Source organism: Corynebacterium sp. ACRPZ, from assembly GCF_022346205.1.
GTDB lineage: Bacteria > Actinomycetota > Actinomycetes > Mycobacteriales > Mycobacteriaceae > Corynebacterium > Corynebacterium lehmanniae.
This window is the reverse complement of sequence record NZ_JAKRMR010000020.1, coordinates 1-21,159: the sequence shown is the minus strand read 5'-3', so window position 1 is coordinate 21,159 and position 21,159 is coordinate 1. Positions and strand designations below refer to the sequence as shown.

General features: G+C 67.3%; 15 protein-coding genes. 10 read left to right on the top strand and 5 right to left on the bottom strand.

Annotation, left to right across the window (positions count from 1 at the left end; translation table 11 throughout):
* Positions 1 to 2 precede the first annotated feature (2 nt).
* The 6 genes from nadD to MHX64_RS11150 all read left to right on the top strand — a co-directional run bounded on the left by nadD (position 3) and on the right by MHX64_RS11150 (position 4,936).
* Positions 3 to 623 carry a nicotinate-nucleotide adenylyltransferase gene (gene nadD / locus MHX64_RS11175; protein ID WP_181888919.1) on the top strand — a complete coding sequence of 207 codons (621 nt, stop codon included), beginning with the start codon at positions 3 to 5 and terminating at the stop codon, positions 621 to 623.
* A 66-nt stretch (positions 624 to 689) separates the two neighbouring features.
* A complete protein-coding gene (gene rsfS / locus MHX64_RS11170; RefSeq protein WP_239357504.1) occupies positions 690 to 1,163 on the top strand; it encodes a ribosome silencing factor in 474 nt (157 codons plus the stop codon).
* Between the two features lie 9 nt (positions 1,164 to 1,172).
* On the top strand, positions 1,173 to 1,805 hold the full coding sequence (locus tag MHX64_RS11165) for a histidine phosphatase family protein (RefSeq protein ID WP_181888917.1): 633 nt from the start codon (positions 1,173 to 1,175) through the stop codon (positions 1,803 to 1,805).
* On the top strand, positions 1,806 to 2,606 hold the full coding sequence (locus MHX64_RS11160; RefSeq protein ID WP_181888916.1) for a DegV family protein: 801 nt from the start codon (positions 1,806 to 1,808) through the stop codon (positions 2,604 to 2,606). It begins immediately after the preceding gene.
* A 102-nt stretch (positions 2,607 to 2,708) separates the two neighbouring features.
* Positions 2,709 to 3,353, top strand: a complete 645-nt coding sequence (locus MHX64_RS11155) for a ComEA family DNA-binding protein (RefSeq protein ID WP_239357506.1) — start codon at positions 2,709 to 2,711, stop codon at positions 3,351 to 3,353.
* A gap of 2 nt (positions 3,354 to 3,355) precedes the next feature.
* On the top strand, positions 3,356 to 4,936 hold the full coding sequence (locus tag MHX64_RS11150; protein ID WP_239357508.1) for a ComEC/Rec2 family competence protein: 1,581 nt from the start codon (positions 3,356 to 3,358) through the stop codon (positions 4,934 to 4,936).
* A gap of 43 nt (positions 4,937 to 4,979) precedes the next feature.
* On the opposite strand, the gene MHX64_RS11145 is transcribed toward MHX64_RS11150, so the two are convergent.
* Positions 4,980 to 13,730 (bottom strand): Rib/alpha-like domain-containing protein, encoded by an 8,751-nt coding sequence (locus tag MHX64_RS11145; protein WP_239357511.1) that lies wholly within the window; start codon positions 13,728 to 13,730, stop codon positions 4,980 to 4,982.
* A 203-nt stretch (positions 13,731 to 13,933) separates the two neighbouring features.
* Here MHX64_RS11145 and holA point away from each other — a divergent pair, with 203 nt between their 5' ends.
* Both holA and MHX64_RS11135 read left to right on the top strand, forming a co-directional pair.
* Positions 13,934 to 14,869, top strand: a complete 936-nt coding sequence (holA, locus tag MHX64_RS11140) for a DNA polymerase III subunit delta (RefSeq protein WP_181888912.1) — start codon at positions 13,934 to 13,936, stop codon at positions 14,867 to 14,869.
* Entirely contained in the window at positions 14,866 to 15,513 is a 648-nt protein-coding gene (locus MHX64_RS11135; protein WP_181888911.1) for a LysE family translocator, read from the top strand. Before holA ends, MHX64_RS11135 begins: the two co-directional genes overlap by 4 nt.
* On the opposite strand, the gene MHX64_RS11130 is transcribed toward MHX64_RS11135, so the two are convergent.
* The 4 genes from MHX64_RS11130 to MHX64_RS11115 form a co-directional block, all read right to left on the bottom strand.
* Positions 15,510 to 16,496 carry a dienelactone hydrolase family protein gene (locus MHX64_RS11130; RefSeq protein WP_181888910.1) on the bottom strand — a complete coding sequence of 329 codons (987 nt, stop codon included), beginning with the start codon at positions 16,494 to 16,496 and terminating at the stop codon, positions 15,510 to 15,512. The two genes, MHX64_RS11135 and MHX64_RS11130, sit on opposite strands and share 4 nt — an antisense overlap.
* 90 nt (positions 16,497 to 16,586) lie before the next feature.
* Complete coding sequence (gene rpsT / locus MHX64_RS11125) at positions 16,587 to 16,850, bottom strand: 30S ribosomal protein S20 (protein ID WP_038612735.1); 264 nt, start codon at positions 16,848 to 16,850, stop codon at positions 16,587 to 16,589.
* Between the two features lie 190 nt (positions 16,851 to 17,040).
* Positions 17,041 to 17,547, bottom strand: coding sequence for a type II toxin-antitoxin system PemK/MazF family toxin (locus MHX64_RS11120; protein WP_239306246.1), 507 nt, complete (start codon positions 17,545 to 17,547; stop codon positions 17,041 to 17,043).
* Positions 17,548 to 17,580: 33 nt separating this feature from the next.
* Positions 17,581 to 18,450 carry a CPBP family intramembrane glutamic endopeptidase gene (locus MHX64_RS11115; protein WP_239357513.1) on the bottom strand — a complete coding sequence of 290 codons (870 nt, stop codon included), beginning with the start codon at positions 18,448 to 18,450 and terminating at the stop codon, positions 17,581 to 17,583.
* Positions 18,451 to 18,495: 45 nt separating this feature from the next.
* Between MHX64_RS11115 and lepA the strand changes: the two genes are divergently transcribed.
* Together lepA and MHX64_RS11105 are read left to right on the top strand one after the other, a co-directional pair.
* Positions 18,496 to 20,367, top strand: a complete 1,872-nt coding sequence (lepA, locus tag MHX64_RS11110; RefSeq protein ID WP_239357515.1) for a translation elongation factor 4 — start codon at positions 18,496 to 18,498, stop codon at positions 20,365 to 20,367.
* A 302-nt stretch (positions 20,368 to 20,669) separates the two neighbouring features.
* Positions 20,670 to 20,900 carry a hypothetical protein gene (locus MHX64_RS11105; RefSeq protein WP_239357516.1) on the top strand — a complete coding sequence of 77 codons (231 nt, stop codon included), beginning with the start codon at positions 20,670 to 20,672 and terminating at the stop codon, positions 20,898 to 20,900.
* The last annotated feature ends 259 nt before the right edge of the window (positions 20,901 to 21,159 follow it).

Here is a 21,159-nt window from a genome sequence, read left to right as displayed (position 1 = left end):
GCATGACGGAGCACTACGCCGCCTCCTTGGAGCAGGCGCGGCGCATCGGGGTCATGGGCGGCACGTTCGACCCGATCCACCACGGCCACCTGGTCGCCGCCAGCGAGGTGGCGGACCGGTTCAACCTGGACGAGGTCATTTTCGTGCCCACCGGCCAGCCGTGGCAGAAGGCGGGCAAGACCATCAGCCCGGCGGAAGACCGCTACCTGATGACGGTGATCGCCACCGCCTCCAACCCGCGCTTTTCCGTCTCCCGCGTCGACATCGACCGCGACGGGCCGACCTACACCATCGATACGCTGCGGGACCTGCGCGAGCAGTTCCCGGACGAGGAGCTGTACTTCATCACCGGCGCCGACGCGCTGGCCTCCATCATGTCCTGGCACGACTGGGAAGAGATGTTCCAGCTCGCCGAGTTCGTCGGCGTGACCCGCCCCGGTTACGACCTGCGCGAGGACATGCTGCCGGCCGACATCCAGGAGCGCGTGCACCTGGTGGAAATCCCGGCGATGGCCATCTCCTCCACCGATTGCCGCGAGCGTGCCGCCGAGGGCCGGCCCGTGTGGTACCTCGTGCCGGACGGGGTGGTGCAGTACATCACCAAAAACGCCCTCTATGCCTAAGTAGCACTCTTAGGCCGTGTCGTGGGACAATGGCGGGGTCTGTCCAACCAACGAAGGGTTTGCCACTTGACCGCTCCGCAGATCTCCATCGACCGGGCCAAGATTGCCGCCAAAGCGGCCGACGAAAAGCTTGGCAAGAACATCGCTGTTATCGACGTCTCCAACGTCATGGCCATCACGGACGTGTTCGTGATCGTCTCCGCCGACAACGAGCGCCAGGTCGCCGCCATCGTCCAGGAGGTCGAAGACGACCTGACGGATGAGGGCATGGAGCCGAAGCGCCGCGAGGGCAACCGCGAAAACCGCTGGGTGCTGCTCGATTACGGCAACTTCGTCGTGCACATCCAGCGCGAGGCAGAGCGCGAGTTCTACGGCCTGGACCGCCTGTACGCGGACTGCCCGGCCATCGAGGTCGAGGGCCTGGAGCCCTACGAGCGCCCAGCCACCTTCGGCAACGAGGCCGAGCTGCGCGAGGCGCAGAACATCGAGGACCTGCCGCTGGCCGGCGACGGCCCGGCGGCCGCAGACGACGAGTTCTAGGCGTCGCGCATGCAACGACGTTTGATCCTGCTGCGCCATGGCGAAACGGAGTACAACGCCACCTCCCGCATGCAGGGGCAGCTGGACACCGTGCTCTCCGAACGCGGTGTGAACCAGGCCCACGCCGCCGCCAAAGAGCTGCGTGACCTGGGTATTTCCAAGATTATCTCCTCCGACCTCGTGCGCGCGAAAAACACTGCTGACGTGGTGGCGGCGGATTTGGGGTTGACTGTAGACGTCGATAAGCGGCTGCGCGAAACACACCTCGGCGACTGGCAGGGCAAAACCCACACCGAGGTGGACACGGAGCACGAAGGTGCGCGGGCGGTGTGGCGCACCGACGCGACGTGGGCGCCGCCGCGCGGGGAAAGCCGTCTCGAGGTGGCGGCGCGCGCGCAGGCCGTGGTGGACGAGTTGATGCGCGACTACGACGAGTGGGACAACTCCGCCGTGCTTTTGGTCTCCCACGGCGGCACCATCGCCGCGCTGACCGCGTCGCTGCTGGGCTTCGTGGTGACGCAGTACCCCGCGATCAAGGGGCTGGGCAACGCGAACACGGCGCGGCTGGTGGCGATGCCGCGCCTGGACGAACCGGCGAAGATCCGCTGGTTCCTCGAAGCCTGGAACCGGGGGCTGAACTAAATGGCAGTGCGCGTGGTGGTGGATTCCTCGGCGGGGCTGCCGCCCGAGGTCGTCCGCGAGCTGGACATCACCGTCGCCGACATGCACGTCATGGGCAGCGGCGAGGACAGGGGCACCTCCGGGTTGTCCTCGCTGGAGCTTGCGGCCTGCTACGCGCGCCAGCTGGAGCGCGGCGGCGACGACGGGGTGATCGCGCTGCACCTGTCCAAGGCGCTGTCGTCGACGTGGTCCGCGGCCGTGGCGGCGTCCGCGGTGTTTCCCGGCACGGTGAAAGTGGTGGAGACGGACGCGGCCGGCATGACCATCGGCGCGGCCGCCATGGCCGCCGCCACCGTGGCCCAGGAAGGCGGGGACTTGGCGGCGTGCGAGGCGATGGCGAAATCGACGCTCGCCCGCTCCGAGACGTGGGTGTACCTGCACCAGCTCGACGACCTGCGCAAATCCGGGCGCCTGCCTACCGGCACCGCGGTGCTCTCCGCGGCGCTTCTGGCTAACAAGCCGATTTTGCGCATCCACGACGGCAAGCTGGAGCTTGCCGGCAAGACCCGCACCCAGTCGAAGGCGTTTGCCAAGCTCACGGAGCTGGTGGTGGAGCGCGCCGAGGGGCAGCCGGTGTTCGCGGCGATCCAGCACGCGGACGCCGAGGAAGCGGCCGAGCAGCTGGCATCTTCGCTTGAGGCGGAGTTGCCGGAGGGCTCGCGGGTGATGTGCGAGCCGCTTGTCGACGTCCTCGCGGTCCACACCGGCCCCGGCGCCATTGGGCTGTCGGTTGTCTTTTCTTCTCGGGAATCTGCCCAGTAGGTGTGGATAACCCGCCCTGATTGGTGACGCCGCAACAACGTTATCCACAGGTTTGCGGGTGGGGGCTTCCGGTGCGGGGGTTCTCGGCTTAGCGTGCCGGGCATGAACGCCATCGACCGTCTCCAGGAGCTCACCCGGCCCACCGGGGAAGAGGACCTCCTGGCCGTGCGCTATCCCGCGCCGCGTGTGTCCGTGCCGGTGAAGCCGGCCGCCGCGGCGGTGGTCGCGCTGCTGGTTGTGGTGGGTGCGTGGGCGCTGCTGCGTGGCGGCGGCGGGTCGGATGAGGACGTTTCGTGGGAGCAGGTGGCCTCGCCGACCGAGGTCAGCGGGGTGGTGGTCGTGGCCGTGGTGGGGGAGGTGGCCAACCCGGGGCTGATGACGCTGAACGAGGGCTCCCGTATCGCCGACGCCCTGCAGATCGCACAGCCGCTGCCGCACGCGGATTTGTTGGCGCACAACCAGGCGCAGCTGCTTGTGGACGGCCAGCAGATCCACGTCCAGGCCGTCGGCGCGGCGCCCCCGGCAGGCGGCGGAGGAGCGGCCGCGCCTGACACTGGAACGGTGTCGCTGAATAACGCGTCCGCCTCCGAGCTGACCGTGCTGCCCGGGGTGGGGGAGGCGACCGCGGCGGCGATCGTGGCCCACCGCGAGGCCAACGGGCCGTTTACCGCGGTGGAGCAGCTCATGGACGTCCGCGGCATCGGACCGGCGAAGTTCGAAGCCATGCGCGACATGGTGGGGCTGTAGCGGTGTCGGAGCTGCGGCTGGTGCCGGCAGCGCTGGCGGTGTGGGCCGCGGCGGCGTGCTGCGTCCTGTTCGGGGTGTGGGCGGCGCTTCTTGTTGTCGGGGTCCTCGCCGCCGGCTGCCTGCTCGCGCGCGAGTATGGCCAGGCGGTGCTGACCGCGGGCCTCGGCGCGGCGGCGACGCTCACGGCGGCGGTGCGCAAACACGCAAGCGTCTCCGCCTCCGAGATCGTGGGCACCGTCAGCGGCACCCCGAAGCAGACCGAGTCGGGCGCCTATCTGGTGCGGGTGAAGGTGCCCGGCCAGCCGTCGACGACGCCGGTGTTCGCAGACGACCTGCCCGACGGCGCGGTCGCCGGCGCGCATGTGGTGGGCCGCGGCGTGTCGAAGGAATCTGGCGTGCCGGGTGTCAACCCGTTCGTGCTCAACGGCGACGTCGAGGTCCTTGGCCCGCCTCGCGGATTGGCGGCGTTCGCCCACCACGTGCGCACGACTTTCGCCGCGGCGGTGGAGGCGCAGGTGGGCGAGGGTGCGCGCGGGCTCATTCCGGGCATGGTGCTTGGCGACGTTTCCCTGCAACCGCCAGCCGAACAACAGATGTACATCGACACAGGCCTGTCACATCTGTCCGCCGTGTCCGGGGCGAACATCGCGATCGTGGCCACCTTCGCCACCGTGGCGGCGGCCGCAATTGGGGCGGGGCTGCGCGGCAGGATCGCCGCCTCGGCGGTCGCGCTTTTGATCTACGCCGCGCTGGTGGGCCCGGAGCCGAGCGTGCTGCGCGCCTCGGTGTCCGGCCTGGTGGGGCTGGTGGCGGTGCTCGCCTCCCGTCAGGCAGAGCCCATCCACGCGTTGTGCTTGTCGGTCATCGGGCTGGTGCTGGTGGATTCGGACCTTGCGGTGCACTACGGGTTCGCCCTGTCGGTGGCGGCGACGGCGGGCATCGTGGCGCTCTACCCGCTGTTGTACCGCGCGCTGGCGGTGACTGGCTGGCCGGACATCCTCGTGCGCGCCCTTGCCGTGGCGGTGGCGGCGGACCTGGCCACCATGCCCATCGTGGCGATGATGGCCGGCAAAGTCTCGCTGGTCTCGGTCGGTGCCAACGTGCTGGTCGCACCCGTGGTGGGCCCGGTGACGGTGCTGGGGCTCATCGCGGCGGTGGCGTCGCTTTTGCCCGGCGGGCTGGAGGTACCGGTGCTGTGGTGCGTCGAGCCGCTGGCGTGGTGGGTGCACACGGTGGCGAAATTCGGCGCGGGGCTGCCCAGCGCGACGGTGGCGGCCGCCCCCTTGACTGCGCTGGTGGTCTACGGGTGGGTGCTCGCCGGATTTCTGGCGGGCCGGCCCCGCGCCACGGTCTGCGCTGCTGTCAGCGGTCTGGCGCTGTGTATCGCGCCGGGCGAGCCAGCACCCATCGACCCGACGGGGCTTCGCGCCCACGTCGTCGAGACCATCGAGGATGCGGAGCCGGTGCCCAAGTGGGCGCAGCTTGTCGTCGTGTTGGAGGGCGGCCCGCCGCGCGGCCGCCCGGTGGCCACGCGCGAGGGAATCCCCGTGATCTTCCCCAACGAAAACGCAGAAGACGCCTGACTCGCGACGCATCGTCGCGAGTCAGGCGTCCTGACCCCGAGTACTACTTACTGCTGGGCTCGGAGCTCAGCTGCTCGCCCGGAGTGCAGTTCTCCCACAGGAGTGCGGAAGCGAGCACGACCACCGCGACAGCGCCGGCGCCGCCGATGACGGTGCCGTATTCGCGGCCGAACTCCTGCAGCTGGCGGTTGATGCTCTCAACCTGGTTGACAACATCCTGGTTGTACACGCCCGCCTTTTGCTGCAGCTGGGTGTTGGTGTCGCGCAGCGCGGCGCTGACCTGCTGCGACATCTCGTCGACCCACGGCAGGTGCACCTGCAAGCCGAGCGCAATCGGGATCAGCGCCAGCAGCGGCAGGCCGAAGCCGACGCCCGTGGCGATGCAGCGCCCGCGCTCCTCCTCCGTCAGCTCGGAAGAGCCGGACGGTGCGGGAGTCTCAGTGGTGCCGCCAGTGCCGTCTGTGACCGTGACCTCGATGGTGGCCTTTGTCGGCTCTTTGTCGGGGCGGGTGATTTCCACCTCGACCGGGTAGGTGCCCGGGGTGGTGTCCTCGGGTGGGGTGATCACGACGGTGCCGTCGGGTTTGACCTCGACCCAGTCGGGCGTTTCCGGTGCCGGGGTGACGGTGGTGCCGTCCGGCAGCGTCGGTGCGGGGACCTCGGTGGAGCCGCCCGGGGTGACGGTGATTTCCGGCGGGTAGCCGCCGTTCGGCTTTTCCGGCTCGGCGGTGCCGTCTGTCACCGTGACCTCGATCGTGGCCTTTGTCGGCTCCTTGTCGGGGCGGGTGACTTCGACTTCGACCGGGTAGGTGCCCGGTGTGGTGTCTTCCGGTGGGGTGATCACGACGGTGCCGTCGGGTTTGACCTCGACCCAGTCGGGCGTTTCCGGTGCCGGGGTGACGGTGGTGTCGTCCGGCAGCGTCGGTGCGGGGACCTCGGTGGAGCCGCCCGGGGTGACGGTGACTTCCGGCGGGTAGCCGCCGTTCGGCTGCTCCGGGTCCGTGTCGGTGCCGGCCGGCACGGATGCCGGGTCGAACGGGTTCGAGCCCTTGGCTACTTCGTCCTCGTTGGACACGCCGTCGCCGTCCCAGTCGGTCACCTCGGACATCGGCGTGCCGTCGACAGCCACGAGCGTGAACCGTGCGGTGACATCCTCGTCGGCGGGGACGCCCGGACGGTAGGTGACGGTGACGTCGGCGGAGGCGTCGAAAAGCGATGCGAGCTCCGCGATCGACTCCTTGCCGGTGTACATCTTCGCCAGCGTCTCCAGCGTCGGCCCGACTGCGGTGATGTTGCCGTGCGCGTCCGGGTCGGAGATGTGCCACAGCCCGTTGTGGTCGTGGGCCGCGGTGATGTGGGCCTCGGACACGTCCGGGACAACCTCGAAGGTCAGCAGCGCGGTGCCGGAGCCGCCGAGTGCCGCGGCGACGGGATCGCCGTAGCTCGGGTTGTAGGCCATCCCCGCCGTGACACGGATCTCCTCCGTCTCATAGGAGCCGTCCGGGTAGCGGATGGTCACGGTGGTCGTGAACACGTCGCCGGGCTTCGCGTCCGCCGGCACGGTGAAGTACGCAGTGCCGTCGTCGGCGATGACAAACGCCGGGTTGTCCACGGTGAACGTGGTGCCGGCCGGCAAGGAGCGGTCGCCGATCTGCGGCAGGGTCACCTTGGCACCTGGCTGGGCGTGGGTCTGGTTCCAGAACGGGGTGTGCGTGGTGGACAGCGATTCACCCACGGTCAGGGTGGTCTCCACGACGTCCTTGGTGCCGTCCGGGTAGGTCACGGTGATCGACGCTGTCTGCTCGCCGGGCACGGAGGTGTCCGGCTCGGTGGTCCACTCGATGTGGGTGCCCGGCGGGAAGGTGTCGGCGTTGACGACGGCGGTGGCGGCCGAAGGGGCGTCGACAAGCTGCTTCGTAAACACCGGGCGGGTGTCTGGCTGGTGGGACTCGTTCATCGGGGTCGCGGGGGCCTCGATGACGGTGACCTCCACCGGCACCCGGTCCTCGGTCTTGTCCGGGTAGGTCACCACCACAGTTGCGGCAGTGGCGCCAGGTGTGGAGGTGTCGGGCTCGCTGTCCCAGGTGATGGTGGTGCCGGCCGGCAGGTCGGACGCGTTGGCGATAGCGGCCGCAGCGTTCGGCGCAGGAATGTCCACCACGGCCTGGATACCCTGGCCCTGCGGGTCGTGCGTGTCAGCCTGGCTCGCCACGTCAACGGTGACGTCCACGGTGTCCGTGGAGCCGTCCGGGTAGGTCACCACCACTGTGGCCTGCTTTGCGCCCGGGGTAGAGGTGTCCGGGGCGGTTTCCCAGCCGAATGTGGTCCCCGCGGGAAGGTCGGCCACATCCGCCACGGAGTTTCCGGCCTGCGGCACATCGCCGCTGGTGACACTCTGGTCCTTTCCAACCGGGTCGTGCTGGTCAGCCATGGAACCGACGGCAACTTGGACGTTGACCTTGTCCGTGGTGCCGTCCGGGTAGGTCACCACCACTGTGGCCTGCTTTGCGCCCGGAGTAGAGGTGTCCGGGGCGTCCTCCCAAGTAATCGTGGTGCCCTCGGGGAGCAGCTCCGGGTTGGCAATAGACGCGGACGCCTCAGGGGCATCGCCCTCCTTCACGGACTGGTCCTTACCGGCCGGGTTGAACTGCTCGGACTGCTCGCGAACGCTGACTTTCACCTTCACGGTTTCAGTGGAACCGTCGGGGTAGGTCACAAGCACCTCGGCGTCCTTGTCGCCCGGGGCGGAGACGTCCGGCTCGGTCTTCCAGGTCACCGTGGTGCCGGCAGGCAGCTCGGAGGCGTTGGCAATCGAGCTGGTGGCCACTGGCACTTGTCCGTTGTTGGTGCTCTGCGGCTGGCCCTCCGGGGAGAACTGGTCGGCCTGGGAGCGCACGGCAACAGTGACCTTCACAGTGTCGGTCGTTCCGTCCGGGTAGGTCACTAGCACCTCGGCGTCCTTATTGCCCGGGGTGGAGGTGTCCACCGGCTGGGTGAACGCGAAGTGGGTGCCGGCCGGCAGGTCGTCCACGTTGCCCACGGAAACGCGTGGCACGACGCTGTCGCCGACGTTGACGGTCTGCTCGCCAGCGTCCGGGGAGTACTGCTCGTTCATCGGGGTCTTCGGGGCCGCTACGACGTGGACGGTGACCGGGACGCGGTCCACCGTGCCGTCCGGGTAGGTCACCAGCACGACGGCCGGGACGTCGCCGGTCGCAGCGGTATCCGGCGCGACCGACCACGTGTAGACGGCATCGGCCGGCAGCTCCGCCACGTTGGCGATGGCGGTGCGCGCCGGCGGCGCGTCGACGCCCTCGACAGCGGTGATGTCCTGGCCCGCAGCGTCGTGCTGGTCGGTGTGGGTGCGCACGATGACCTTCGCCGGCACGCGGTCGACGGATCCGTCCGGGTAGGTCACCACGACAACGGCGTCCTTCACGCCCGAAGTGGAGGTGTCCACCGGCTGCTCCCAGCTGAGGTTCGTGCCGTCCGGCAGGTCGCCGGATACCGACGCGCGCGGGTCGGCGGCCTGGCCCTGGTTCACCACCTGGTCGGCGGTGGTGGGATCGTGCATCTCAGCGTCGTTACGCACCTGCACCACAACGGTGAGGGTCTCCGAAGTGCCGTCGGGGTAGGTCACCAGCACCTCGCCGGTCTTCTGCCCGGGCGAGGAGGTGTCGGGCTGGCTTACCCAGCTAAATTCCGTGCCCTCAGGCAGCTCGTCGGCGTTGTCCACGGAGTCGGCGGCCTGCGGCTGCGCGCCCTTGTCCACCGTTTGCAGACCTGCGTGCGGGGTGTACTGCTGCTCGTTGGAGCGGACGCTCACGGTCACGCTTACGGTTTCGCTGGTTCCGTCGGGGTACTCCACGCGCACCACGGCGTCCTTCACGCCGCCGCTCGAGGTATCCGGTGCGCTCTCCCACGTCAGCTTGGTGCCCACCGGTAGCGAATCCGGGTTGACGATGGAGGCGGCGGGCGCCGGGTCGTCGCCGATGTTGACGGTCTGCGTCCTGCCGGTGGGCGCGTAGTACTGCTCGTCGGTGCGCACGTTGACCTGCACGCTGACGCGGTCGACGGAGCCGTCCGGGTAAGTCACCAGCACCACCGCGTCCTTGGCGCCGGAAGTCGCGGTGTCCACGGGGGACTCGAAGGTGAAGGTGGTGCCCTCGGGCAGGTCGTTTGCATTGCTTATCGACGCCTTCGGGTCCACCGCAGCATCCCTATTCACCGTCTGCGGCTGGCCGGCCGGCTCGTTCGCGTCCGCAAGCGGGCTCACAACGATCTGGGTTGTGACCACCTCGGAGGAGCCGTCCGGGTAGGTGACGGTGATGGAGACGTCCTGGACGCCGGTCTTGCTGGTGTCCGGTGGCGTCTGCCAGGTGTAGGTGGCGCCGGGCAGGTCGTCGGTGTTGGCGATGGAGTCCTCCGGGTGCAGGTCCTTGGCGCCGTTTTCCACGGTGCGCACCTTGGGCGCGGGGGTGGAGGTGTCGGCCTGCGGCCGCACGGTGACGGTGACCTCGACGGTGTCGGTGGAGCCGTCGGGGTAAGTCACCTTCACGGTGCCGGTCTTGTCGCCGGGGGAGGAGGTGTCAGGCGCGCTGTCCCATTCCACCGTCGTGCCGGCCGGCAGGCCCGAAAGGTTGCCGATGGATGCGGCGGCGTCCGGGGTGGCGCCGTTGTCCACCGTCTGTTCCGTGGCGGTGGGAGCGTAGTCGTCCGCAAGCGGGGTGACGGTGACCGTCACGGTGATGGTGTCGACCGTGTCGTCCGGGTACACCACACGCACCTCGACGTTGTCGAACGTGCCGGGCTTGTCCGTCGACGGCGGGTTGACAAACTCGAAGTACGTGCCAGCCGGCAGCGAGTCCGCGTCTGCCACGGCATCGCGGGCGTTCAGTGCGCTGGTGGCCTGGACGGTGACGTCCTGGCCGGCCGGATCGTTGGTCGTGTTCATCGGCTCGGCGGGCTTCGGCGTGACGTTGACCGTGACCGGCACGTCCTCGGTGGAGCCGTCCGGGTAGGTCACGCGCACGACCGCGTCCTGGGTGCCGGTTGCGTTGGTGTCCGGCTCGGTGGCCCAGGTAAAGGTGGTGCCGACGGGCAGGTCGCCGATGTTGGTGATCGCCGACTCGGGGTACGCCGCGGCGCCTTCGACCACGTCGATGTCCTGGCCCACGGGGGAGTTGGTGTCCGCCTGCGGGCGCACCGTAACGGTTGTGGTGACCTTCTCGGTGGAGCCATCCGGGTAGGTGACAACAACGGTGACCTCTTGCTTGCCCGGCTTCGAGGTGTCCACCGGGTTCTCCAGCGCGAGCGTGGTGCCTTCCGGCAAGTCGGCCTCGTTTGTCAGCACGTCTTCGGGGGTGACTGCTCCGCCGTTGTCGACGGTGATGTCGGCGCCCTTCGGGTCAGTGGTGTCCGAAAGCGGGCGCACGGTGACCTTCACCGGCACTGTGTCCACGCTGCCGTCGGGGTAGGTGACGATGACGTTGGTGGTGTACGTGCCTGGTTTGTCGGTCGAAGGCTGCGTCTCAAAGGCGAACTTGGTGCCCTCCGGCAGGTCGCCGGCGTTGGTGATGGAGTCCTTCGGGTCCAACGTGCTGCCGTTGTCCACGGTGCGGTCCTGGCTCTCGGGGGTGAGCGCGTCGGCCTGCGTGCGCATAACCACGCTCACCGGGATCTTTTCGGTGGACCCGTCGGGGTAGGTGACCACGACGACGGCGTCCTTCGACCTCGGCGAGGAGGTGTCGGGCGCTTCCTCCCATTCGAACGTGGTGCCCTTCGGCAGCGATGCGGTGTCGACGAGGGAGTCTTGTGCCTTCGGCGTCGCACCGTTGTCGACGGTCTGCGTTTTCGCCACCGGCGCGTACTGCTCGGCCTGGGTGCGGACCTCCACCTGCACCTTGACGTCGTCGGTGGTGCCGTCCGGGTACGTCACGCGCACCACGCCGTCCTTCATCCCCGGCGTGGAGGTGTCGGGGGTGGTGGCCCATTCGAAGGTGGTGCCGCTAGGCCGCTGCTGGTTGGGCACGAGCGACAGCTCCGGATCGAGGGCGTCGCCCTGGTTGACCACCTGCACGGCAGGTTGCGGGTCGAATTGGCTGTTCAGCGGGGTGACGTCGATCTTCACCGACACCTTCTCGGTGGTGCCGTCGGGGTAGGTCACCACCACCACGGCGTCCTTCGTGCCGGGGGTGGAGGTATCCGGCTGCTTCTCAAAGGCGAAGGTGGTGCCCTTCGGCAGGTCACTGGCGTTGCTTATCGACGCCTTCGGGTCCACCGCCTCCCCATGATCGACCTCCTGGGTGGTGCCGGACGGGTCGTACTGCTGCTCCTGGGTGCGCACGTACACCTTCACCGACACCTCCTCGAAGGAGTCGTCCGGGTAGGTCACCACCACCACGGCGTCCTTTTCGCCGGACGTGGAGGTGTCCACCGGAGTTTTGTAGGTGAAAAACGTACCGGCGGGCATGTCGTCGGCGTTGGCGATGGAGGCGTTCGCGTTCGGCGCCTCATTCAGGTTGACCGTCTGGTCTTGCCCGGCTGGGTCGTTGGTCTGGTCCAGCGGCTTCGTCGGAGCAGGGGTGATCCGCACCGTCACATCCACACGGTCGACGGAGCCGTCGGGGTAGCGCACCAGCACCACAGCCGGGACGTCGCCCACCTTGTCGGTGGCGGGCGCGGTTTCCCAGGTGTAGGTCGCGTCCGCAGGCAGGTCCACCACATTGGCGATAGCGGAGCGCGCCTCCGGCACAGAGGTGCCCACGATGGCCTCCGTGGTTTGGCCCTGCGGGGTGAACTCCTCCGCCTGCGGGGTCGGTGTGACGGTGACTTTGGCGAAGACCGTCTCCTGCGAGCGGTCCGGGTAGACCACCTGCACGGGGATCGTGTACTCGCCGGGCGCGGTGCCGGCGGGCGGGGTGGCGGTGAACCCGCCGGTGCCCGCATCCGAAGCTGCCTGCGTAGTCCAGCCGGAAACGGGGGCACCGGAGGCGTCGACAGGCGTGCCGAAGGTGAACGTCGTGTCCGCCGGAACGGACGTGTCCGTCTGGTTCAGTGTGACGGCCTTGCCAGGGAAGGTTTCCTTGGCGGGGTAGGCCGGCTGGCTCATCGCGTTTTGGCCCTTGGCCACAATAAAGGAGTCAGACGCGAGCAGGTCGTCGATGCCGCTGTAGAGGGTTGCCGAGTACACGGTTCCGGGGGCGGCGGTGGGGTCCGCGGACACCGGGAAGGTGCACGCGTTTGCGTCCGAAAGCGAGGACACCGGGCACTCCTTGACCACCTTGCCCGTGGTTTCGTTACGCCAGACGATGCGGTTGCCCGGCACCGGCGGCAGCGTGCCCGTGACGTTGAGCTGCGCCGTGCCGTTCAGCGGCGACGGGTTCAGCAGCTGGTCGTAGTTGGGAATGTCCAACTTCACCGGCCCGTAGGGCACGACCGCAAAGCCGAAGTTGTAGAAGTTGTCCGGCGCGGGGTTCATGCCCGGCACGATGGCCGCGGCGGGGTGGGGAGCCTCGCCGGCGTTGTCGTTGTACTCCTGGAACACCGGGGTGGGAAAAGGTGAGTACGCGTTGACCTGCTGGCCGTTCTGGTCCGTGACCCACATGTACATGCGCGAGTTGCCGGAGAGTTCCTTGTAGTCGGTGCGCAGGGTGTACTGGCCGTTTTCGTCGGTCTTTCCGGTGACGGTTACCGCGATCGGTTCGTTGCCGGCAGCCCGCATTTCCTCGAGCATGGCCTTGATAGCGCCCGCTCGCTGCGCCAGCGTGATCTTGGAATCTTTTTCAATGGCCTCGACGCGCTTTTGGGCTTCGGGGGTCAGCACCGAGGCGAAGACGTTGTAGCCCTCGAGGTTGGTGTCGCCGTTGCCCGTGTTGCGGGTTGGCGGGCCGACCTGGCGGTCGCCTTTGAGCGTGTCCATCCACACGAAACCGGAGATGGTGTCTTTGACAGAAAGCGTGGTTGCCGGGTTGTTCAGCGGGCCGAGAGGATCGACCTTGACGTTGGGGGCGGACATGTAGCTTTTGGCGGGGTCTACCACCTCGGTGAGGAAGATGCCGGTGCGCTGGATATTCTGACCAACCAGCTGGAACATGCCGGACGCGTCCGCGGGGTACTGGCCAGAGCCCGGCGCCACGCCGACCCAGGAGTTGGGCACGATGCCGCCGGATTGGCGGGTGTAGACGTACGGGTTGCCGGTTTCCGGGTTGACCATGTCCTTCTCAGCCACCCACAGGCGGTACGCCTGCTGGCCGTTGCCCACGCCGGAGGCGTCGAACAGGTGGGGCTTGCCGTTGGCGTCGTAGAAGGAGACGTAGTTGCCCTTTTTGTCCTTGACCAGGTTGCCCTTGGCGTCGCGCATGCGGAGGTCGAAGGCGTACGCGCCGGCGGCCTGCCCCTTGAGGGCCTGGGACTGGGCTGCGTAGACGGGGGAAAGTGTGCCGTCGGAGTCGCGGAACTGCATCAACACGGTGACACCGTTGAGACCCATGGAGTCGCTGATGCTCGACGGCGCGGTTGACTCCATGACGCCGACGCGCCCGGACAGCAGGCTCCCGGCGTTTGTGAGGTCGATGGCGCTGTTGACGTAGCCGTTTTTGATGGCGTCTGCGTCGATGGTTCCGGCCGGGGCAGACCACTTCGGGTCGGCCGGACTGCTGTTGGTCACAGCCTCAGCTTCTGGGGCAGTGTCGGGGGAGGCCACCACATGCGTAAGCGGGGCAACGGTGGCGAGGGCAAGTGCGGCGGCAGCGATGGAGGTGCCGCGTCGACGGGAGGTCAGGTGCGTGCTCAAAGGGGGGTCCTTCTGTTGTGTTGTGCCGGTCCGGTACTGGCGCGCGGATGCTCGCGGGCGGTGACGCTTTGCGCAGTCTCCAATACAAGTATGAAGACTCACTGCGGAATTTGCCAGGGTTTACGGATACTAAAAACCCTGTGGGTTTGTGGGGAAAACCCCGGTGCGGAGTCGCTCTGTGGGAAGTGGGTGCAGGACGTAAGATGGCGCGCATGCTCAACCCCGTGCACCTGGTGCTCGGCGAGGACGATTTCCTTGCCGAGCGCGCAACCAAAGCCATCGTCGCCCAGGCCGGCGAGGGCGTGGAGGTGACCACTCTGCGCGCCGGCGACGTCTCTGAAGGAGAGATCGCGATGGCGACCAGCCCGTCACTGTTCGCGGAGGACCGCGTGGTGGTGGTCAAGCACGCCGAGCTCGCCGGCAAGGAACCCACCGAGATCCTCCTGCAGGCCTGCGTGAACCCCGCGCCGGGCATCACGCTGATCATCGAGCACACCGGCGGCGGGCGTCAAAAGGCGATGGTGAAGAAGTTTGCCAAGGTCGCCGAGGTGCACAAGGCCGATCCGCTGAAAGACAATGAGCGCCGCTCCTGGCTCATGGAGGAGTTCCGCAGCCACGGCGTGCGCCCCACCCCGGACGTGGCCGCCGCGGTGCTGGAATCGGTCGGCTCGGACCTTCGCGAGCTCGCCTCCGCCGTCAGCCAACTGGTCAGCGACACTGAGGGCGAGCTCACCGTCGAATCCGTGCGCGCCTACTACGTGGGCGTGGCTGAGGTCGCCGGCTTCGACATCGCGGACCAGGCGGTGGCAGGCCGCGCGGACCGGGCGCTCGCGTCGACGCGCCGCGCGCTGCAGCTGGGCACTAGCCCGGTGTCCATCGCGGCGGCGCTCGCGCGCAAGGTCGGCGACATCGCCAAACTCCACGGCGTGCGCGGCAACCCGGACCAGCTGGCGCGCACCGTCGGCATGCACCCGTACGTGGCGAAAAAGACCATGCAGGTCGCGCGCCAGTGGAGCGGGGACGCGGTCTCGCACGCGGTGATCATCGTCTCCGACCTCGACGCCGAGGTGAAGGGCCAGGGCGGCGACCCGGAGTTCGCCCTCGAAAACGCGGTGCGCCGCATCGCGGAGCTTGCATGATCGCGCCGGGCGATCTCGCGGTCATCGTCGGGTTCAACCTGGTCGGCGCCGCCGCCCCGGGCCCCGACATGGTGCTGCTTATGCGCACGGCCACCCGCTCGCGCAGGCACGCCTGGGCGACCAACCTGGGCATCCACACCGGCGCCGCTTTGTGGTTCACGCTCACCGTCGTGGGCGCGGCGGCGCTTTTGCACGCGGTGCCGCAGGCCGTCGCCGCCATCCAGATACTCGGCGGCGCGGCGCTGATTTGGATGGGCCAGCACAACCTGCGCGGCGGGCTGCGCGACAGGCACGACCCGCCCGCGGACCTGGATGAAGCGGTGCAGCGCTTGGGCTCGGTGCGTGCTGCCTATCGACGGGGCCTTGCCACCAACCTGGCCAACCCCAAAATCGTGGTCGCGCTGACCGCCATGATCGCGCCGCTCTTGCCCGCGAACCCCTCGCTTTCCACCGCGCTGATTGTCATCGCCTCGCTCTGGCTCAGCTCGTTCGCCCTGTTCGGGGCGATCGCGCAGATCACCTCCGCCGAGCGGGTGCGCCGGAGGTTCCTGCGCGCCGGGCCCTACATCGACATTGTCGCGGGCGCGTTTTTCATGGTGGTCGGTGCAGTGCTCATCGCCCGCGGGCTTTTCAGCGTGCTCTAGAGGTAGCGGCGCAAGAACTGCGCAGTCTGGCGCGTCGCGCTCGGCGAGTCGAACCAGGTGTGGCCGCCGCCCTCGACGCGCTCGATGCGCACCGGCGCGGAGCAATCCTCGAAGTCGAAGGTGGTGATGGCACCGGAGCGCGACTGCGACGCCACCATGGAGCAGTCGTTCTTGCGGGCGAAGGTGCGCGCCACGTTCTCCACGGACTCGAAAGGTGCGCCGTGGCGGAAACCGCCGTTGTAGCCCACCACGCCGTCGTTGGTGCCGTGCATGATCATCGTCGGCACCTCGCCGGAGGTGCAGCCCGTGACGGTGGGGGAGTAGAACGCGCCCGCCACCGACGCGACACCGCGCACCGTCTCCGGGGCGTGGCAGGCCAGCGCGGCGACCATGCCGCCGCCGTTGGACAGGCCTACGGCGACGGTGCGGGAGGTGTCGGCGTTGTAGCGCGAAGCGACGTCGTTAAGCACGGCTTTTGTGTACGCGACATCCTCGTCGATGCTGGTGTCCGCGTACGGCGCGCCGCCCCATGCATTATCCACGCCCTGGCCGTAGACCACGATTGCGTTCGGGAACTCGCTTTCCAGGTTGGAGTAGTCGTGCATGTTGCCGGAGGTGTGGTGCCAGCCGCCGAAGCCCAGCACCACCGGGTAGGACTTCTCCGCGTCGAAGCCGCGCGGCAGCACCACGTCGTAGGTGCGGGTGCGCCCGTCCACTGTCAGCGAGTGGGTGTGCTCGCGGCTCGGCGAGACGACGCTCCCGTTTTTCGCCATCGGAATCGCGATTGCGATGCTGGCCAACAAGGCAGCCAGCACCCCGAGCGCACGCACCTGCTCCGGGTCCACGCCCGGGGCGTAGCGGGCCAGCAGCGCCTCAAACTCGGAGGAAGAACTTAACTGCTGCGCCTCGGCCGGCGCGACCGGCAACGACAGAGACAGGGAGGTGGCAAGCGCAGCTGCGAGCGCGCGGCGGGAGTGTTTCACAGCGGGTACATCGATTCTTAGTTCAAGGGGGTTACACACGAAACGCCCCGCGCACCGATTCAACGATGCACGGGGCGGAACATGACGGAATTAGTCCATCTTGTTCAGGGCGCGGGCCATGTTGGACTTCTTGTTCGCTGCGGAGTTGCGGTGGAACACGCCCTTGGTCACAGCCTTGTCCAGCTTGCGGGAAGCCACGCGCAGCTGCGCCTCAGCGGCAGCCTTGTCGCCGGACTCCACAGCCTCGCGGAACTTGCGGATCTCCGTGCGGGTGGCGGAGCGGACGGACTTGTTGCGCATGCGGCGCTTCTCGTTGGTGAGGACACGCTTCTTCTGCTGCTTGATGTTAGCCATCTGTGTGAAATACCTCTTGGTTTCTCAATCGAACGTGGATGTCGTCGTCCCAGCCGGGGTATCTTGCGCACAGCTTTGGCTATGAACGCGAACCCAAGGTCCTGCCCGCGTAGCAGTGCGCACCCGAAGGTGGCCGGTAACGGTCAACTCGAGCAGGATAACAGCACCGGCGGTGCGGGCCAAACTGCCCTTACAACCACTGGAAGCGCTCACGCAGCGTGTTTGCCACCCGCTCGAAGCGGCGCTGCGGCACGGTGGTGCCGCGCCGGTGCACGTCCGCCTCCGGCACCACGAGGGTTTTGTCCAGGCGCACCCAGCACGGATGGCCCGACGCGTCCCAGTCGCCGGGGCCGATTTCAAACCAGCGGTCGTCCTCCGCGTGCTCCTCTTCCGGGGAGATGAGCAGGCCCAGGATGTCGCTGTGTTCGCGGCCCACCACCAGCATGGAGCGCTCTTTCGGCGGGTGCGACGGCACGGTCACCCACACCACCTCGCCGGGTTCGGCGCCGCCGTCCATGTCGGGGGCGTAGTAGACGTTGCGGGGCACCGAGCCGGTGGGGCGCACGTCCACGCGCGAGGCGCGCTTGCGGCGCATCTCAATCTGGTTGGTCACCCGGTCGTGCAGCAGGGCCAGGCCTTGGTCGAGCGATGCCGTGCGGGGTCGCGCGCCTTTGCGCTTAAATCGCTCGAACGCCACGTTGGCACCTCCACATTGCAGTTATCTGCAACCTTAAGCTTTCGTGTCTGCCGGGACAAGGGGTTTCTGCTGATCGGCTGAAATCCCCCGCAGCGCCCACAGCAGGAGGGCGGTGCACACGACGGTCATCAGCGAGGCGCCCAGCATCTGCTGCCAACCGATCTCCGTCGCGTTCGGGTCCACCATGTCCAGCGCCCCGTAGCCGAAGAAAATCGTGTTGCTCACGGCGTGCAGCGCAATCGACGCCTCAAGCCCGCCCGTGCGCCACGTCAGCACCGCGGTGCACACGGCGAAAATGGCGATGTCGATGAGCCCGACCCAGTTGTAGGCGTGGCCCGCCACAAAGGCGATGCCCGGCAGCAGGTAGGCCAGCCACGCGGGCGCCCGCCACTGCCCGAGGATCTGCGGCAGCGCGCCGCGGAAGAGGAACTCCTCGGCGGCGGACTGCAGCGGCACGGCGATCAGCAGGGCCGCGAGGAGGGTCAGCCGGAACGGGTTGACGGTGGCTTCGGCGGGGGCGCCCCGGAAGGCGTCGATAAGCACTTGCGCCCCGTAGACCGCGCCGACGACTGCAAGCGCGCGCCCGAACACACCCCACCGCATGCGCAGCGCGGTGCTGAACAGCGCAGACGGGCGGCGGCCCGCGATGCGCGCGGCGAGAAGCGGCGCCGGCAGGATCGCGGCGATGATCAGCACCTGGACAAGTGGGCTGAGCGGGTCCGCCCCGCCCTCGACGAGCATCTCGAAGTCGCGGCCGGAGATCCCCGCGGCCAGCCCGAGGGCGATCACCGACGCAACCGCAAACAGGGCCACGAACGCGACCAGCACAACAAGCTCAATCAGTGCCCGCCACCACGTAGCGGGCCGGTAGCGGGAGACAAGTCCTAAACGGTGGTAAGGCATGGTGCATACCGTAGCGCGGGGTGCGCAAAGTAGGATGTGGCAACTATGGCCGCCAAATCGAAAAACTTTGCAGAGGAAACGTTCACGGACCCCGCCCGGATCCGCAACTTCTGCATCATCGCGCACATCGACCACGGCAAGTCCACGCTGGCAGACCGCATTTTGCAGCTGTCCAACGTCGTCGACGAGCGCGAGATGCGCGACCAGTACCTCGACAACATGGACATCGAGCGCGAACGCGGCATCACCATCAAGGCGCAGAACGTGCGCCTGCCGTGGGTGCCCAAGACCGGCGATCACGTAGGCGAGCAGATGGTGCTGCAGATGATCGACACCCCGGGCCACGTGGACTTCTCCTACGAGGTCGCCCGCAGTTTGGACGCGTGCGAGGGGGCAATTTTGCTTGTCGACGCAGCGCAGGGCATCGAGGCGCAAACCCTGGCCAACCTCTACATGGCCATCGACAACGACCTCGAGATCATCCCGGTGCTGAACAAGATCGACCTGCCGGCGGCGGACCCGGAGAAGTACGCCCTGGAGATCGCCAACATCATCGGCTGCGAGCCGGAGGACGTGCTGCGCGTTTCCGGCAAGACGGGCGAGGGCGTGCCGGAGCTGTTGGACCGCGTGGTGGATCTGATTCCTTCTCCTTCCTCCCCGTCGGGCGCGGCAGCGACCGACGCGGACGCACCGGCGCGTGCCCTGATCTTCGACTCGGTGTACGACACCTACCGCGGCGTGGTCACCTACATCCGCATGATGGACGGCAAGCTCGAGCCGAACCAGAAGGTGCAGATGATGAACACCGGCAAGACGCTGGAGATCCTCGAGATCGGCGTCGTCTCGCCCACCATGAAAAAGACGAAGGGTTTGGGCCCCGGCGAGGTGGGCTACCTCATCACCGGCGTGAAAGACGTGCGCGACACCCGAGTCGGCGACACCGTCACCTGGGCCTCCAAGGGCGCCGAAGAGCCGCTGGAGGGCTTCGAAGACGTCAAGCCCATGGTCTACTCGGGCCTGTTCCCGGTGAGCCAGGAAGACTTCCCCACGCTGCGCGAGAGCTTGGAGAAGCTGCAGCTTAACGACGCTTCCTTGACCTGGGAGCCGGAAACCTCCGTTGCGCTGGGCTTCGGCTTCCGTTGTGGATTTTTGGGCCTGCTGCACATGGAGATCACCCGCACCCGCTTGGAGCGCGAGTTCGACCTGGACCTGATCTCCACCGCACCGTCCGTGACCTACCGCGTGGTGGCCGAGGACGGCACCGAGCAGATCGTGCACAACCCGTCGGACTGGCCCAGCGGCAAGATCCCCGAGGTCTACGAGCCGATCGTGAACATGACCATCATCGTGCCCCAGGAGTTCGTGGGCTCCACGATGGAGCTGTGCCAGTCCAAGCGCGGCCAGATGAAGAACATGGAGTACCTGTCTGAGGACCGCGTGGAGTTGCGCTACATCATGCCGCTCGGCGAGATCATCTTCGACTTCTTCGACATGCTGAAGTCCCGCACCAAGGGCTACGCGTCGCTGAATTACGAGGAGGCCGGCGAGCAGCTGGCGGACCTGGTCAAGGTGGACATCCTGCTCCAGGGAGAGCCGGTGGACGCGTTCTCCGCCATCGTGCACAAGGATTCCGCGCAGTGGTACGGCAACAAGATGACCAAGAAGCTCAAAGAGCTCATCCCGCGCCAGCAGTTCGAGGTGCCGGTCCAGGCCGCCATCGGCTCGAAGATCATCGCCCGCGAGAACATCCGCGCGCTGCGCAAGGACGTGCTGTCGAAGTGCTACGGCGGCGACATCTCGCGTAAACGCAAGCTGCTGGAGAAGCAGAAGGCGGGTAAGAAGCGTATGAAGTCGATCGGTTCGGTCACCGTGCCCCAGGAGGCATTCGTGGCGGCTCTGTCCACGGACGAGGGCTAGACGGGTACGGCGCCTGCGGGTGCGGGCCCTGGGCGTACGGCCCTTGGACCTGCTGGTGCGATTGCGGGTGCGGCGCGTACGGGTTGTGCGGGCACATCGGGGCACCGGGCTGCTGCACCGGGAACGGCGGCGCGAACTGGGGTCCTGCAAACGACGGTGGAGCCGGCGGCAGGTGTTGCGGTGGCAAAGACTGGGGCGGCAGGTACTGCTGCGGCACGAACTGGGGCGCGCCTGGCGGCGGGAAAGCGTCACGGCGGCGCACATCCCGCAGCACTAGGCAGAGCACCACGGTGACCACGATTGTGAACACCGACGAAATCACCGTCGACGCCGGTGATATATCGGCGCGCATAAGCATTTTCGGCTCGACGACATCGGAGACGAAGGCGATCAAATTTCCGATGGCGTGCAACACGATCGCCGCTTCAAACCCACGGGTGAACCACGTCAGCACCGAGGCGCACACGGCGAAGATTGCAATGTCGATCAGCCCGATCCAGTTGGTACGGATCGGTTTTCGTCCTCGCCATTGAACCCTAGGCGCGATGACTCCTTCACTCGTAGATATTTCGCATGCTTTTACTTGTAGGTGTTCCGCATGCTATCGCTGCAAATGGCCTCCTTCGGATGAATTTTCAGTTATGCCTGGCTGAGAATTGGACGTTTACCTGCATTAAATTCTGGTGAAAATTCGAGGCAATATCCGCATATTTTTTAAAGGTGATGTACTGTTACTTTGACAGTGAAACTACTCACACTGAAGGGAGGGAAAATGGCTTTCAACCCAGCAAA